Raw genomic sequence first — 16262 nt, 5'->3', positions numbered from 1 at the left:
ACAACACTATAAAGTGATTATAAGATGACAATTCATCAAGTCAGACACCAAAAATATACCCATTGTTGTTTGGTAATAAATGAAATCGCTTCCAAGTTAATTGTCTTCAACACATGCTGAAAAGAAGGGAAGGTTATGAAGCCAGTGAAATAAGACATTTTGAACTTTTTTCTGCGGCCTGCTCATGGCATTTGAGGAAGGCGGCAGCCCTAGAATACGTTTTTGAAATACGCAGTGATCGATTTTGAAAAAGACTGGGGGAAACGGTATGAATACAAAAGGCAGTCAAATGTCATTTTTACGCACAATTATTTTAGTTTCGACTTTCGGCGGGCTTCTCTTCGGTTATGATACCGGGGTATTAAATGGAGCTTTACCATATATGAGTGAGCCTGATCAGCTTAATCTCAATGCTTTCACAGAGGGGCTCGTCACCAGTTCTCTTCTTTTTGGAGCTGCACTTGGAGCTGTGCTTGGCGGAAGAATGTCTGATTTTAACGGACGCCGTAAAAATATTCTTTTCCTCGCCATTATATTTTTTTTCTCAACGATTGGGTGTACACTGGCTCCAAACGTAACAATCATGATCATCTCCCGTTTTGTGCTTGGAATTGCCGTCGGGGGCGCATCCGTGACGGTGCCTGCTTATTTAGCGGAAATGTCACCTGTGGAAAGCAGAGGACGGATGGTGACCCAGAATGAATTAATGATTGTATCCGGACAGCTATTGGCCTTTGTTTTTAATGCCATCCTCGGGACGACAATGGGAGACAGCTCCAATGTATGGAGATTTATGCTCGTGATAGCGTCTCTTCCGGCCGTATTCCTGTTCTTTGGAATGATCAGAATGCCTGAGAGTCCTCGCTGGCTTGTTTCAAAAGGAAGGAATGAAGATGCTTTAGGGGTTTTGAAGAAAATCAGGGACGAAAAACGCGCTGCGTCTGAGCTGGCTGAAATTGAATTCGCTTTCAAAAGAGAGGATAAGCTTGAGAAAGCTACGTTTAAAGATCTTGCAGTGCCGTGGGTGCGCCGAATTGTATTCATAGGAATCGGAATTGCGATTGTACAGCAAATTACGGGTGTAAACTCCATCATGTATTACGGCACTGAAATTTTAAGAGATTCCGGATTCCAAACGGAAGCAGCGCTGATCGGAAATATTGCCAATGGTGTGATCTCCGTCCTGGCCACGTTCGTCGGAATTTGGCTGCTCGGTAAAGTCGGTCGCCGGCCGATGCTGATAACAGGGCTGATCGGAACGACAACGGCATTGCTGCTGATCGGGATATTTTCACTTGTGCTGGAAGGATCGCCTGCACTTCCATATGTGGTTCTGTCATTAACGGTTTCGTTCCTGGCGTTTCAGCAGGGTGCGATTTCACCAGTGACATGGCTGATGCTTTCAGAAATTTTCCCGCTGCGCCTTCGCGGTCTGGGAATGGGTGTTACGGTATTCTGCTTGTGGATGGTCAATTTCGCAGTCAGCCTGACATTCCCTATTTTGATGGCAGGCATTGGGTTATCAACAACGTTCTTTATCTTCGTTGCGCTGGGCATTTGCTCGATTCTGTTTGTGAACAAGTTTTTACCGGAAACAAAAGGTCTTTCGCTTGAGCAGCTTGAGGAAAGCTTCCGTGCTCATGATCGCAGTGAGGCGAAAGAAGAGGCCGGTGCTGAAGTGATTGGCTAAGTGGAATAAAAAGAATCCGCACTTGAATGCGGATTCTTTTTTTGTATGTTTAGTTTGGTCTGACAAGGATTTTCACTTGGTTTTTTTCTTTGATCAGAGCTCCGAAGCCTTCTTCGATTAAATCGTCTAAGACGATCTTTTTCGTAACGAGTTTATCGGCTGAGAAATAACCTTCTTTCATTAATGACAATACAGCTGGGAATATGTCACGGTACCCGATGATTCCTTTCACTGTACGCTCTTTGATTACGATATCGTTCGGATGAATTTCAGCGCCTTTTTCCCAGATGCTGACGATCACTGTCTCACCGGCGATTGTTGTAGATTGGATCGCTTGGCGTAAAACGACTGGAACCCCGGTTACTTCAAAGGCTACGTCAACGCCGCCTCCTGTAAGGTCTGCGATATGTGCCACTACATCGTCTGTTTTGGACGGATCCACGATAATGGCGCCGAGCTCCTCAGCTTTTTGCTGGCGCTCAGGTGAGAGCTCAACAGCATAAATATCAGTAGCACCGGCAGCTTTCAGCGCTTCAATAACAAGAAGTCCGATCGGGCCGCAGCCGAATACAGCCGCTTTGTCACCGGCTTTGATTTTGCTTGAGCGGACAGCGTATAAAGCGACCGCAGAAGGTTCAACGAGTGCGCCCTGCTCATATGATAATTCCTCAGGAAGTTTGAATAGCAGCTCTTCATCTACAGAAACGTATTCAGAGAATCCGCCGCCGCCTCCGGCTAAGCCGAGGAATCCCATTTGTTCATCAAGGTTGTACGCACCCTGATGTCCGTGTGTTGCAAAAATCGGTTCCACAACGACTCGGTCTCCGACTTTATAGTTTTCAACGCCTTCCCCGACTTCAACAACTTCACCGGAGAATTCATGCCCCATTGTGACAGGCGCTGTTTCTTTTGTTAAAGGATGGGGTTTGTCCACCGGGATAAAGATCGGGCCTCCTAAATACTCGTGTAAATCACTGCCGCAGATGCCGCACCATTTGACTTTGATTTTGACTTTTCCCGGTTCCGCTTTTGGCTCTTCAATATTTTCAATACGGATATCCTTTTGGTTATGCCATCTAGCTGCCTTCATGGATTACCACTCCTATATCTTTTGATATGAGTAATTCCGCACCGATCAATATGAACTGTTCACAAAATCGCCATTTTTAAAAACCAAAAAAAGATAAAACTTATATATAATATAATCTACGTTTTTTGAAAAAAGAAACTTTGAAGAAAAGAGAGTCTCGCACACTCTTTTTTCTTTATGATGAGAGAGTATGATTGGTTTACATAATTATGAATCTGGCTTGAACAATACGGTAATGGTTCGTTCATATTGAATGCGACAACTACTCTATCAACAATTATAACGCTAATGCTGTAATTATAATAGGATAATCTTCCATGGTTTATTTTAGCAGAGAGGATTTTTTCGACTTTGTAACATTACTGTAAGGATATTGAAATAAAAAATCCCTGGTTGATCGTGTATAATTTTTCCTAGATGTTAACAAACAGGAGGACGAAATGTTGAAAAAAGTCATTTTAGCCGCTTTTATCTTAGTAGGAAGTACTTTGGGAGCTTTCAGTTTTTCAGCAGATGCCAGTGCAAAACATGTGAACGGAAATATTACTTGGTATAACGGAGTTGGGAAAAAAGGCTCTTCAGGTAAAAAACTTGGACATTGGGACTGTGCGACAAAGATCGGATTTGACGTTCCTAGAAATGGGACAAAAATCAGAGCTTATGCTAAAGCGAAGCCTAAAAAGGTGATTACGGTTTATAAAAATGATGTTGGCAGAATGCCTCATGCAGTGCTGGATGTAAGCCCTAAAGCGTTTAAAGCGCTGGGATACCCATTAAGCAAAGGAAAAGTAGCGGGACATTACAGCTATTAATACATAGTTTAAATCTGTAAAGCAAGAAGTCGCATTCTTGCTTTTTCTATTGGTGGAGATAAGAGATGAAAAAAGGAATCGTTTTATTGGCAATCGTCGTTGTTTTGGCGGCAGCCGCGGGTTTTATGTTTTATTCTTTTAAAGATAAAGGCAGTGAGAGTGCCGCCGATGTTTCCGTGAACATGGAAAACAGTGAGAAGCTTCTGGTTTCGATTACCGGTACCGATCTTCTGACGAAGTATTATGAAAATGATAAGGTGATCCACGAGGCGAAGCTGACCAGCTATCCGGCATTTGCCTTGGACCAAGAGCAGCAGGCGCTCTATTATACAAGCAATAACGATCAAAATGAGATGAGGCTTTTTAAGCTTGATCTTAAGTCTGATAAGAAAACTATGCTTTATAAAGGTCCGGAAAGCGCGGACAGCTTGTTTTTATCAAAGGATCGCTCAAAAATCTATCTTCGTTTAGGGAAAGCGGACGAAAGCAATTTTCGTATCGCGTCCTTTGATTTGAAAACGAAGAAGTACAAAAACCTGTATCCTGCCGCTAATGACCAGGATGACAGCGTCAGCAGCTTCTTTTATAACCAAAAAACAGATTCATTTGCATTGCTTCATTATTCTGTAGAAGAAGATTACAAAAAAACGGATGAAGCTAATGAGAAGGGAATCGATCCGGAGCCGACAAAGATTCATTTTTCGGCCGGTCATGAAAGCGGCCTTCATGAGCTTAAGAGCCTGGAGCAGTTTATCAGTGATATTGCTGTTTCTGATGACGATAAACGTATTCTGTTTACGTCATATACACAAAAAGGCACGGAGCAAACGGCTTCTATTCAAATGCTGAATGCAGATACGAAAACCTATGAAAAAATTATTTCAAATCAGAAAACATTTAAGCTGTTAATTGACGCGCAGCCGCAGTTCTCCAAGGACGGAAAGAAGATTTATTTCCTTGCCGAAGCCAAAGGGGCTAAAAAGCTGAAGGACGAAACAGGACGTGAAGCCAAGGTTCGGACAATTTATTCTTATGACCTTGACACGAAGACGTTCAAGAAAGTATGGGAAAATCCGAATGGCATCATCAACAGCTTTTCTGTCATCAACTGAAAAAATCACTCAGCAAATGCTGAGTGATTTTTTTAATGGACGAGGTGCAGGGCAAATGATCCGAGCCATTTAAAGAAACGAATGATCGGTATGGACCAATTCATAAGTTCCGCACATGAGTTTATAGCCAAGTTCAACTTTTTGACTGAAGCTCGTTTCTTCAGGTCAGCCTGCTGTTGGTTTTTGATCACATCATCACCCCTCATATCCATATTATACCATAACCGAAAGTGAAAAAGCCCGAAACGTTTACAGTTTTGGGCTTCATTATTTCGGCCTCTCGTCAAATCGGGAGGCCGTGCTATTGGATATAAAATTCGTATCTCTGATCGAGGATTGTTTGCTGATAGAGACTGCTTTTAAAAAAGGGAAGAGCTAACTTGTTTTTGTTTGGCTGTTGTTTTGGAGATTCACTAATGAACGGATGCCGTCGACCATTTTACTTCCGCACAAAGGGCACAATGGCGTGTCACTGCTGGCGAAGTTTTTTCTGGTCCAGCCGTTGCAGTCTTCTTTTGTGCATTCCCAAGTACTCACATCTTCCTTTGGCAGCGGTTCTTGATTTCGTTTGTTATAGTAAGACATAAAGTCACTTCTTCCCTCATGTATTTTACTGCACATTTCTTATTGTCTCATACTTTGCCCTAATCTCCTAATTCCTTTTTCTTTATGACTTTCCAATCTGCTCATCTAAAAAGGACAGGAGCGTGCTGTTAAAAGCATCCGGTTCTTCTAAAAACGGACAATGGCTGCTCTTAGTAAATCTTACGAGCTTTGCGTTTGGAATATGTTCACGCAGGTGTTCTCCGGCTTCTATTGAGAAAAATTTGCGGTCTTCTCCAAAGCATAACAATGTTGGCACATGAACGTTTTGAATGGTTTCGCGATAATCAGCTGCCGTTTGATTAAATAAAATCGTGCTTGAAATGGCTGCCGGCTGTTTCAGAATTTCGGCAAGCATCCATTCTGTTTCTGTTGATGCTAGCGGCTCTGCGAACATATTATTGATGAAGCTTTTGTAGAATGGAAGCGGCTCAGTTTGAATAGCGTGCATCGCTGTTTTCAAGCCGTCAAAGTCAAACGGGCCGTGTCCCCAGCCGTCCCATTGGTAGTCGGAAGCCGATTGATCCACGATAACAGCGGCTTGTATGTTATCATTCCCAAATTGATTGATATAATCCCATACCACGAAAGCGCCCATTGACCAGCCAACAAGGACGGCAGGATCAAGCTCCATCGCGCACATAAATTCCTTGATATCACGGGCGTATTGGGAAATGGTGTGTCCATGAAGAACTTTGTCGGATTCGCCGTGCCCTCTAAGATCAAGACGAATACATTGATAATTGGCAGATAGCGCTGAAAGTTGTTTGTGGAAAAATTGTCCGCTCATAAGCACGCCGTGTATAAATAGGATCGGTGTCCCGCTCCCGTGAGTTTCGTAGTATAGGCGGGTCTGATCTTCTAATGTGATATATGGCATGTTTTCTCCTCCTTTAGTTTCCGTCATGTGAATGAATGGCTGATGAACTGATGATCACAGCTGTCGCGGCTGCCTGCTGTGCTTGGATGGCCGTTTCAATTGCTGTGTAAAGGCCTGATTCCATCAGCAGATTTTTCTCCATATACTCGCTGAGATATAAGCTGACAGCTATTTTGAAGTTCATATCCTTTTCCCATTTAAATGCTTTTTCTTGGTTCAGCTCATGAGTGATGGCTAAAACGGTTTTGATGTCCGGCTCTTCCAAGAATGTGAGAAGGGCGAGATCGGGATAATGAAAATCCTTTGGCTTTTTATGAGATTCAGTAATGGATTGAAAGATCAGTTTGCATTGGGAAACAAGGGTTTCAGGGTCTTTTTCACTTTGCAGGGCAAGAATATGGCTGACGTGTTGTAAGTATTGGCCTTTTTTAAAGCCGTTAGCGGACAGCAGCTGATAACATGTTTCTGCCTTGTTCAGCGCCCGCAAACCATTTTCGTTTTGGGCAAGCAACACGGCAAGCGGAACATTTTGAGTTGAAGTGAGGAAATAGTGATTTTTCTTCATCTGCTGATAAACAGAGAGCCCCATGTTCATCTGTTCTCTTTGGTTTATCGTTTCGGTCTTGCCGGTGAGCAGGATCAGAGCGGAAAGGTACGTGAATATATCCCGTTTATATCCAAGCTTCACCATTTGGCTGTATACATCGATGAAAGGAAGAAACGCTTGCTTCGCCTCATGCTGAAAATGAATATCCAGAATGGAAGCGACAGTAAAGCGGTGGTGAGAATTGAGTGTTGAGAAGCTGCCGATGTTTGATTTTATATAGCTGCTCAAATCATAAAAGCGCTGAAAATCAAAATCTCTTTTATTCACAATATATGCAGAGGAGATGAGCATTAATATCTGATTATGAGCAACTTTCCACCTTAATTTTGATTTTAATTCGTCATAAATTGAAATGTATTGATTTGTTTTATCATTGAGATCGTTTGTCAGCATAAAAAGCCGCTCCTTTCTTCGCTGTTTCTAAGTTATACGATTTATGGAAGAAAAAGTTTCATAGATAAAAAAACCTGCCTGCAGCAGGCAAGTTTTAAGGGACTTATTTATGGGGGTCAATTACATCCATCGGTCTCATCATGTCATAGTCTTCATGCTCAAGAATGTGGCAATGCCATACGTACCGCCCAGTGTATGGCCCGAATGTTACGGCGATTCTCAGGACTTCACCGGCGTGGGACTGAACCGTGTCTTTCCAGCCTTTTTCACTTGGTGGCGGCGGAACGGCTGGCCCGGTGTAGGCCAGTTCTCCGCGCTCTTCAAAACGGGCTGTATCAAATGGGCGCCGGTCCAATACACGGAAGGAGACCAAATGAAGATGGATCGGATGTGTTCCGCGAGTCGGATTGATGATCGACCATATTTCGGTGGAACCGGCTTTCGGTGCTTCAGTGACAGGATCGTGCCAGCGTTTGTTGTTAAGAAGAAGGACGGGTCTGCCGTATTGGTCTTGAGTGCCTGCCAGCTTCAATGTTCGGAGGTTTTGTATTCTTTCGTGCTGTACCGAAGGGTAAGATGCCAGGTATTTTGGCTTTCTGCTTTCGTCTTTTTGGGCTAACGGTTTTGTAACCCTGAATTGCATGATGTTTGCGTCTGTTTCCGGATTAACGTCACCGCCGCAGCCCTCGCTGTTTGCTAAAATGATCGATTGTCCTTCAAACGCGGCGAAGTCAATGAGAATATCAAAGCGCTCAGCCGGCGCAATGCTGAAGGAGTTTAGCTTGACGGAGCGCGGCAAAAGACCGCCATCAGAACCGATCTGGATAAATTCTCCGCCATTATCAAGTGACAGATTATATGTTCTCGTATTAGAGGCATTGATGACGCGGAAGCGGTATTTTCTCGGTTCGACCTCCATGTATGGCCATGCCTTCCCGTTGACGAGAATTGTATCTCCGCAAAAGGCTGGAACGATTGACGGATTAGGCAGTGACGGTGAAGGGTTTTCCGGTCCGCTCGGATAAAATAAAGAGCCATCATCATTAATCGTACGGTCAGTGATCAAAAGCGGCACATCGTATTCACCTGATGGGAGCTTCAGGCGTTTTTCCTTTGGTTCATGGATGATATAAGCACCGACAAGCCCGGCATACACATTCAGCCTCGTGAGCGCCATGGCATGATCGTGATACCATAAAATAGCTCCGCGCTGCTGATTCGGATAATGGTAAACCTCTCGTTTAAAATAAGGGCCTGTTTGTTCAAAGTCTTTAGAAAACCAGGCCTCAGGATAACCGTCGCTGTCATCTGGAGTGACGCCGCCGTGTAAATGAACGACGGTTTTCACCTCGGGTTCGGCATGCTGGCTGTCACTGTGATGAATGGTGTGATCAATCGGAAGAAAGTGCTCTGAAGGTAGGTTATTCATCCACTTCACATAAACGTTTTCATTTCTTTTGGCCTTAATGGTGGGACCGGGGAATAAACCGTTATAGCCCCACAGACGGGTTGGAGGGAGATCACGGTGAAGCTGATGATAGCATTCCTCCATGGTTACTTCGTAGTATGTGCTATCTTTTGACTGCTGTACCGGCTTTAGTGTATCTGGGATTGGGAGAGCATCCGCAAATTTTTCAAGTGTCATTTTCATCTGTCCTTATCTAAATATTCCCTAATTGGTACTATAGTTAATGACATTAAGGACGTGAAGGTGACAAAAAAATCCTGCCGTTAAGGCAGGATATCGGGCTGCTGCTGAGTGACCGGTTTGGCTGCTGCTTTTTCAGTCACCTTGCGTTTTCTGAACACAAGATAAGAAAGCAGCACGATGCCTGTGATAAAGCCTGTCAGCAGCAGTTCATCTCTCATCGATTCAATAAATGCCATGGATACTAAAATACCGCAGATGGCAATAATGGTCAGGCAGGTTAAGAACGGGAAGAACCACATCTTGATTTTCAACGCTTCCGGGTTTGTTTTTTCGAGGCTTTTTCGCATTCTCAGTTGGGAAACAGCGATAACAAGATAGACGAGCAGGGCGATTGCGCCTGATGAGTTGACTAAAAATAAAAAGACGGTGTCAGGTGAAAAGTAATTCATGACGACCGCGATATAAGAGAAAAATGTTCCGGCGACAATTGCTTGTACGGGAACTCCTTTTTTGCTCAGTTTCATAAAGCGGCGCGGCGCTTCGTTTCTTTCTGCAAGTGAATACAGCATTCTGGATGTGGTGTACAAACCTGAATTCAGGCAAGAAAGTACAGCTGTGAGAACGATAAAGTTCATAATTTGCGCGGCTGCCGGCACTCCAATATGTTCGAGAACAGCGACGAAAGGGCTTTCTAAAATATTCGCTGAGTTCCAAGGCAGAAGCGCAACGACAACGGCGATTGAACCAACGTAAAAGACAATGATGCGCCATACAACGGATCGAGTCGCTTTGGTTACGGATTGGACCGGATTTGATGTTTCACCGGCAGCAATCGCAACAATTTCCGTTCCCATAAAGGAGAAGATCACGACAACAATTCCGAGCAATACAGAGCCTATGCCTTCCGGGAAAAATCCGCCTTGGCCCGTGATATTTGCGAAACCGACTGGATCACTGCCTGGGGCGAAGCCAAAAATAAATGCAAAACCAACAATTAAGAATGCGATGATTGTAACAACTTTAATGAGGGAGAACCAATATTCAAACTCACCAAATGATTTAACAGAGTAGATGTTTGTCAGAGTGAGTAAAATCGTCAAAATTAAGCTCGTCATCCACAGCGGAATATCGTGGAACCAGTATTGGATAATGCCTGCTCCCGCGATTGCTTCAATAGCGATGACGATAACCCAGAAAAACCAATAGAGCCAGCCGATTGCAAATCCTGCCCACGGTCCGATAGCGTCATGAGCGTATTGGGAGAATGATCCGCTTGTCGGGTTTACAGCCGACATTTCACCAAGCATTCGCATGATAAAGATGACCAATAATCCGGCTAATGCATAAGAGACAATGGCACCGGGCCCGGTCGAGTGAATCACTGAACCGCTGCCAACAAATAATCCGGCTCCAATGACGCCGGCGATAGAAATCATTGTCATATGGCGGGTCTTCAATTCTTTTTTTAATCCTGATTGAGACTGGTTCATATGTTACCTCCTTGAAAATTAAAGTTTTTACTGAATATTATGATAATTGAAACTGTAACATAAATATACATTTTGTCGAAAATTTATGCCAGAAAATATAACAGGTTATTTCAAATTTGTAGGGTTTTGTTTGCTGTTTTTGGAGTGAATATGTTCGAAATAAAAGAAAAAATTTTCCGTCAATTACCCGTTTTTTTGATTTGTTATATATTTGAAAAAGTGTTGGGTGGCTAGAAGTATTGGTATCATTGGATTTAAAACACTTTTTACAAATGAAAATAATTTGCATTGAGTAAAAATTGTTCTATCGTCACTATTTTTCTGTGGTGAGTGAATCATGTTTCTATAGACCCACTGCGGTTCAGCTTTGTATCATAATGATAGGAAAACATGAGCGGAGAGGAGGTTTTTTATGGAGAGATATGATGAACTGAAAAAGGGAGAATCCGGGGCGCTGGTCAGTATTGCCGCGTATCTTGTGCTGTCCGCGATTAAGCTGATCATCGGTTATGTATTTCACTCGGAAGCTCTTACGGCAGACGGGCTAAATAACACAACAGACATTATTGCTTCTGTTGCTGTGCTGATCGGTCTCCGCATCTCTCAAAAGCCTCCTGACGAAGATCATCCATACGGCCACTTTCGGGCGGAAACAATTGCATCGCTTATCGCATCGTTTATTATGATGGTTGTCGGCCTGCAAGTGCTTTTCAGCGCCGGTGAATCTATTTTTTCTGTGAAAGAAGAAACACCGGATAAGATTGCGGCTTGGACGGCTGCAGGCGGGGCAGTCATAATGCTGATTGTCTATCAGTACAACAAAAGGCTTGCCAAAAAGGTGAACAGCCAAGCGCTGCTTGCGGCGGCCGCTGATAATAAATCGGACGCATTCGTCAGTGTCGGCACGTTTATCGGTATTTTGGCCGCGCAATTCCATCTTGCATGGATTGATACGGTGACTGCGTTTGTCATCGGCCTTCTCATTTGCAAAACGGCATGGGATATTTTTAAGGAATCATCGCATTCATTGACTGATGGCTTTGACGTAAAGGACATGTCCGATTATAAACAGACGATCGAAAAAATCTCAGGTGTCAGCCGGTTAAAAGACATCAAGGCGAGATATTTGGGCAGCTCTGTGCACGTAGATGTAGTGGTTGAAGTGTCATCAGAGTTAAATATTACAGAAAGCCATGATATTGCGAATGAAATTGAGCGGAGAATGAAGGAGGAGCATGCGATTGATTATTCGCATGTTCATATGGAGCCTTTGCAAAACAAATAACCGGGTAATGAGAGCTTCCTGTCATGGGAGGCTTTTTTGTTTGATTGCTCTGTATGTATTGGCAGTAATTTGCTAGAATCGTTTTTTTATACAGGTCGTTTTTTGTGGTAAAGTTAGGTTACTATATGATGATTTTTGTAGATGACTAGGAGGAAGAGAATGTCATACCAAGAAGACCTGCATCCTTTGCTGGGAAAAGCAGTTGAACATATCGATAAAGTAATGGTTGGAAAACGGGACATCGCAAAACTCAGCTTAGCAGCTATTCTTGCCAAAGGACATGTGCTGCTTGAGGATGTGCCGGGCGTAGGGAAAACGATGATGGTTCGCGCTCTGGCGAAATCGATCGGCGCAGATTTTAAACGAATTCAATTTACACCGGATTTACTGCCCTCCGATGTAACGGGTGTTTCTATTTATAATGCGAAAACAATGGAGTTCGAATACCGGCCGGGCCCGATTATGGGGAATATCGTGCTGGCTGACGAAATCAACCGAACATCCCCTAAGACACAGTCTGCCTTGCTTGAAGCGATGGAAGAGGGAAGCGTCACGGTAGATGGCAACACAATGCCGCTTGCCGCTCCATTTTTTGTTATGGCAACGCAAAACCCTGTGGAATATGAAGGGACATATCTTTTGCCAGAAGCCCAGCTTGACCGTTTTTTATTTAAACTTCGCATGGGCTATCCGTCCTTTGAAGAGGAATTGGATGTCTTATCTCTTCAGGAAAAAAGCCATCCGATTGAGACACTTGAGCCTGTGATTTCAAAAGAAGATTTCATCCGCCTGCAGAGAGAAGTGCAGGATGTCCGTGCCGATGACAGCATGAAGGAATATATTGTCGAAATCGTGCAAAAGACGAGAAAGCATGCCTCTGTTCACTTAGGCGTCAGTCCGCGCGGATCCATCGCACTCATGAAAGCTGCCCAGGCATTTGCGCTGCTTCATGACCGCGATTATGTCATTCCGGATGATATTCAATATCTTGCCCCTTATACGCTGCCGCACCGGATGCTCCTGCAGCCGGAAGCAAAATTTGAAGGGATCCAGGCAGAAACAATCATACGGGAGATCATGTCTGGCGTGAAAGTTCCGGTTCAAAGGTCGTCGGTCCGCTGATGAAAAAGAAATTTCAATGGTTGATGTACGGGTGGAAACTGCTCGTATTAACGTTATTGACGGGTGCTGTTTTCTCTTATGCAATGTTTCAGGGCGGCTTTGTCAGCTGGTTTTTGTTTTATGCATGTCTCCCTTTTGTTGTGTACGCCGGTCTGCTGGCGATGTACCCGCTCCGCTCCTTTCAGGTGTCGCGGCATATCGTCAAAACGCAATTGCATGCGGGAGACAGGCTGGAAGCTTCGATTACGCTTAAAAGAAAACTGCCGTTTCCCCTGATGTATATGGTGATTGAAGATTGTCTGCCGTCAGGGTTAGAGCCATTAAACGGAGATGAAGCTTTGGCCAAACAGCTGGTGTTCCCGTGGTTCAAGCGGAGAATCACGATGTCATATCAAATAACGCCAGTACCGCGTGGAGAGCATCATTTTCATGCCGTCAGGGTGCGGACCGGGGATGTCCTCGGACTGATTGAAAAAACGGCGTTTTATGGGGCAGACGATACGGTGTTTGTTTATCCGTTCTTTCAGCCTCTTCAGTATCAGCTGAATGAGCGATATCAGGAAGATGGCGTAAGCGGGGCATCACCTGTTTATCAACACCATTCTTCTGTCGCAGCGAGTGTAAGGAACTATCAGCCGGGAGATCGTTTTGCGGCGTTAGACTGGAAGACTTCGGCGAGACGGAGCCAGCTGATGACGAAGGAATTTGAACCGTCGAGAAGCAAAAACCTGTTTCTTCTGATGGACCGTTTTAGCTCTGACGCATTCGAAGAGGTCGTTTCCGTGACAGCTTCGATTCTTCATTCTGTTTTGAAAAATGGCGCAGGAGCAGGTCTGGCTTCAGTCGGGAAGGAAAGGTCCATTTTTCCGATTCAGGAGGGAGAGCGGCATTTTAAACACATGCTCCATCATTTAGCCGTTTGTGATTGTGATGCTGCTGACCGCGTAAGCCGTTTAGCGGGTGAGGAGCTTGGGAAGCCGTCTGTTCGCCAGGCTGATAGAGTGATTGTCACGGGACAGATCACGGAGGATTTGGTGAAGACATCAGAAGCAGGGATCGGTCCGGTTACCATTATACTGGCAAAAAAGAAAGACGCCGATCTTTCCCAAGGTGAGCATATGATGATCGAAAGCATGCTGAAACACCAAATCAGAGTTCAAATCATGAGAGGCGGCCAAGCTTCGCGTGTTGTTTAGAAAGAGAGGTGACGGTGTACATGCCGCTTGATGATGACCAGAAGGGAAGCCGTTTGAGCTTGCTGTTATTTTATTTTCTGGCTTTTTTATTGCTGTGGGAGTGGCTTAGGCCGCTGGACCATTTTACAGACACGAAGCATACAGGCTTTTTTATTGTCTTTATCGGCTTGACGTTTCTGCTGACTTTTTTTAGGATGAGGTGGTTTGTCACCGTTCCTTTTTGTATCTTATTTACGTTCATTTCGATACACATTCTGTTTTACGAAGGGTCTATTTTTGACTTAAGCTGGGTCAGCTCTTTTTTACAGGATGTCTATTTGAATATCACGTTTATTCAGACAGGGCAATGGAATAATATGATTCCTTCTTTTCGGACCCTGCTGTTTTTTGTGCTGCTGTGGCTGCTGGTCTATCTCCTTCATTACTGGGTGATTTACCAGAGGAGGATCTTATTTTTCTTTATGATGACAGTGGCGTATATTACGATTCTTGATACATTTACGCCTTATGACGCCGCTTACGCTGTTATCCGTATCGTGCTGATTGGCTTCTTTATGCTGGGCCTTCTGTATTTGGAACGCATTAAGCTGATGGAACGAATATCGTTACCGAAAGCGGCTGTTCTGAAATGGTTTCTCCCCCTGTCTGTGCTGATTTTGGCTGCGGTGGGATTTGGGCTTGCCGCGCCGAAATCAGATCCGAATTGGCCGGATCCCGTTCCTTTTCTCAAAAAAGTCGCCAATCATGATCGTGTGCCGGCAGGAGAAAGCAAAATCGGATACGGAAATCACGATGAATCGCTTGGCGGTCCGTTTCAGCAGGACGCTACCCCTGTTTTCACGTGGCAGGGAAAAGAGCGCACATATTTCCGCGTGGAAACAAAGGATACGTATACGGGAAAAGGCTGGATTGAAACAGACACGGGCATGTCGTATCAGCTTAGCGGAGGCGACGTTGAAAATCTGTGGTTTGATCATAAGGTTTCCACAGAGCGGAAAACTGTACGCGTGAAGGTCGATGAGCGTTACGGATATAACCATGTAATGTATCCGATTGGTGCGCGAAATATTAAGCCTAAGCAGGCCGTCTCGCTTGAAATGAACGGGAACACTGAACAAATTTCTCCGATCAGTGAGCAGACCGGTGATATTCGGAACATGGGCAGTTATACAGTGACGTACAACTCCCCGGTCTATAAACAGGATGAGCTGAAAAAGGTGAAAGTGAGACAAAACAGTGAGGAGTACACATTCAGCGACCGCTATATGCAGCTGCCGGATACTCTGCCTGAGCGGGTGAGAACGCTAGCGATCAAGCTGACTCAGGATCACGATAATATGTTTGATAAGGTCAAAGCTGTTGAGGACTATTTAGGATCAAACGAGTTCACCTATGAAACAGAAAACGTCACCATCCCCAAAGATGATGAAGATTATGTGGATCAATTTCTGTTTGAAACAAAGCTGGGCTATTGTGATAACTTTTCGTCCTCGATGGTGGTGCTCCTGCGTTCGGCCGGCATTCCGGCACGCTGGGTAAAAGGATATACGTCTGGTGAATATAAAGAAGCGGGGAACAAAAACGGCAGCATCTATGAAGTGACAAATAACAACGCCCATTCCTGGGTAGAGGTGTATTTTCCAGAGCAGGGATGGGTCACTTTTGAGCCGACAAAAGGGTTCACAAATCCGGCTGAGTTTGCTTCCTCTGATACAAAGGATTCCGGCAGCGAAAGCAGCAGCTCGCCCGAGAAAGCAAAAGAGGAACAGAAAGAAAAGAGAAAACAGCCGGAGAAAGAGCAAAAACAAAAGGAAAAACGTGAGCCTGCCGTTTCCAAAAAAACGCCGTCTGCGCATACAAGCGTTGGAGCAGGCTGGTATGCCGCTATGGCTGCGGTTCTTTTGACAGCGGTTTTGCTTTATGTTTTCCGTTCGTTATGGCTTCCTGTTTTCACAGTGAGAAAATTGATGCACCGCAGTGATCAGCATGTGTTTTTTGAGGCATACGGCGCGCTCCTGAAACAGATGAAAAGAAGAGGCCTGCCTAAACGTGACAGCGAAACGCTGCGGGAATATGCAAAACGAATCGACGAAACATATCATTCTGAAGACATGTTAAAACTGACAGCAAACTATGAACGGGCGCTGTACAGAAATGACGATTCGGCAAAGCTTTGGAATGAATCCAGAGAGTTATGGGAAAATTTAATTAAAAGAAGATGGTCTTGACCGCTTATCGACGTGTTGTTAGAATTAGTGAATATTATCGGAGTCTGGGAGCGAGTTGCCTGACTCCGGCAAACGGCCTTGCCAAAGAGGGCGGAGCGTGTTT

Annotated in this window: 14 protein-coding genes; 7 read left to right on the top strand and 7 right to left on the bottom strand. The window is 44.5% G+C overall.

Features of this window, described 5'->3' with window-relative positions:
• The first annotated feature begins 268 nt into the window (after window positions 1-268).
• The gene (locus M1D69_RS17870; RefSeq protein WP_458105313.1) at window positions 269-1690 is read left to right on the top strand and encodes a sugar porter family MFS transporter; all 1422 of its coding nucleotides are present in this window, start codon (window positions 269-271) and stop codon (window positions 1688-1690) included.
• A 49-nt stretch (window positions 1691-1739) separates the two neighbouring features.
• On the opposite strand, the gene bdhA is transcribed toward M1D69_RS17870, so the two are convergent.
• A complete protein-coding gene (bdhA, locus tag M1D69_RS17865; protein ID WP_458105314.1) occupies window positions 1740-2780 on the bottom strand; it encodes a (R,R)-butanediol dehydrogenase in 1041 nt (346 codons plus the stop codon).
• Window positions 2781-3220: 440 nt separating this feature from the next.
• Here bdhA and walM point away from each other — a divergent pair, with 440 nt between their 5' ends.
• Both walM and M1D69_RS17855 read left to right on the top strand, forming a co-directional pair.
• Window positions 3221-3592 (top strand): cell wall metabolism protein WalM, encoded by a 372-nt coding sequence (gene walM / locus M1D69_RS17860; protein ID WP_081638245.1) that lies wholly within the window; start codon window positions 3221-3223, stop codon window positions 3590-3592.
• A 65-nt stretch (window positions 3593-3657) separates the two neighbouring features.
• The gene (locus M1D69_RS17855; RefSeq protein ID WP_458105315.1) at window positions 3658-4704 is read left to right on the top strand and encodes a hypothetical protein; all 1047 of its coding nucleotides are present in this window, start codon (window positions 3658-3660) and stop codon (window positions 4702-4704) included.
• Between the two features lie 32 nt (window positions 4705-4736).
• Here the strand turns inward: M1D69_RS17855 and M1D69_RS17850 are convergent, their stop codons facing one another.
• The 6 genes from M1D69_RS17850 to gabP all read right to left on the bottom strand — a co-directional run bounded on the left by M1D69_RS17850 (window position 4737) and on the right by gabP (window position 10328).
• Window positions 4737-4895, bottom strand: coding sequence for a hypothetical protein (locus tag M1D69_RS17850; protein WP_038954158.1), 159 nt, complete (start codon window positions 4893-4895; stop codon window positions 4737-4739).
• 184 nt (window positions 4896-5079) lie between these two features.
• The gene (locus M1D69_RS17845) at window positions 5080-5289 is read right to left on the bottom strand and encodes a cold-shock protein (protein WP_003234008.1); all 210 of its coding nucleotides are present in this window, start codon (window positions 5287-5289) and stop codon (window positions 5080-5082) included.
• A gap of 82 nt (window positions 5290-5371) precedes the next feature.
• A complete protein-coding gene (locus tag M1D69_RS17840) occupies window positions 5372-6187 on the bottom strand; it encodes an alpha/beta fold hydrolase (RefSeq protein WP_458105316.1) in 816 nt (271 codons plus the stop codon).
• A gap of 13 nt (window positions 6188-6200) precedes the next feature.
• Window positions 6201-7187: a DUF4003 family protein gene (locus M1D69_RS17835; protein ID WP_458105317.1), complete on the bottom strand. Its 987-nt coding sequence runs from the start codon at window positions 7185-7187 to the stop codon at window positions 6201-6203.
• Between the two features lie 103 nt (window positions 7188-7290).
• Window positions 7291-8832: an outer spore coat copper-dependent laccase CotA gene (gene cotA, locus M1D69_RS17830; RefSeq protein ID WP_458105318.1), complete on the bottom strand. Its 1542-nt coding sequence runs from the start codon at window positions 8830-8832 to the stop codon at window positions 7291-7293.
• A gap of 86 nt (window positions 8833-8918) precedes the next feature.
• The gene (gene gabP, locus M1D69_RS17825; protein ID WP_458105319.1) at window positions 8919-10328 is read right to left on the bottom strand and encodes a GABA permease; all 1410 of its coding nucleotides are present in this window, start codon (window positions 10326-10328) and stop codon (window positions 8919-8921) included.
• A 412-nt stretch (window positions 10329-10740) separates the two neighbouring features.
• Here gabP and mneS point away from each other — a divergent pair, with 412 nt between their 5' ends.
• The 4 genes from mneS (at window position 10741) to M1D69_RS17805 (ending at window position 16159) form a co-directional block, all read left to right on the top strand.
• Window positions 10741-11613, top strand: a complete 873-nt coding sequence (gene mneS, locus M1D69_RS17820) for a manganese transporter MneS (RefSeq protein ID WP_458105320.1) — start codon at window positions 10741-10743, stop codon at window positions 11611-11613.
• A 159-nt stretch (window positions 11614-11772) separates the two neighbouring features.
• Window positions 11773-12735, top strand: a complete 963-nt coding sequence (locus M1D69_RS17815) for an AAA family ATPase (protein WP_458105321.1) — start codon at window positions 11773-11775, stop codon at window positions 12733-12735.
• Window positions 12735-13931, top strand: a complete 1197-nt coding sequence (locus M1D69_RS17810) for a DUF58 domain-containing protein (protein WP_458105322.1) — start codon at window positions 12735-12737, stop codon at window positions 13929-13931. The genes M1D69_RS17815 and M1D69_RS17810 overlap by 1 nt, the downstream gene beginning before the upstream one ends.
• A gap of 20 nt (window positions 13932-13951) precedes the next feature.
• Window positions 13952-16159, top strand: coding sequence for a DUF4129 domain-containing transglutaminase family protein (locus tag M1D69_RS17805; protein ID WP_458105323.1), 2208 nt, complete (start codon window positions 13952-13954; stop codon window positions 16157-16159).
• Window positions 16160-16262: the final 103 nt, after the last annotated feature.

The sequence above is a fragment of the Bacillus sp. PK3-037 genome (assembly GCF_054161355.1).
Note: the sequence above shows the minus strand (reverse complement) of the source record. Positions and strands in the feature narration are given on the sequence as shown.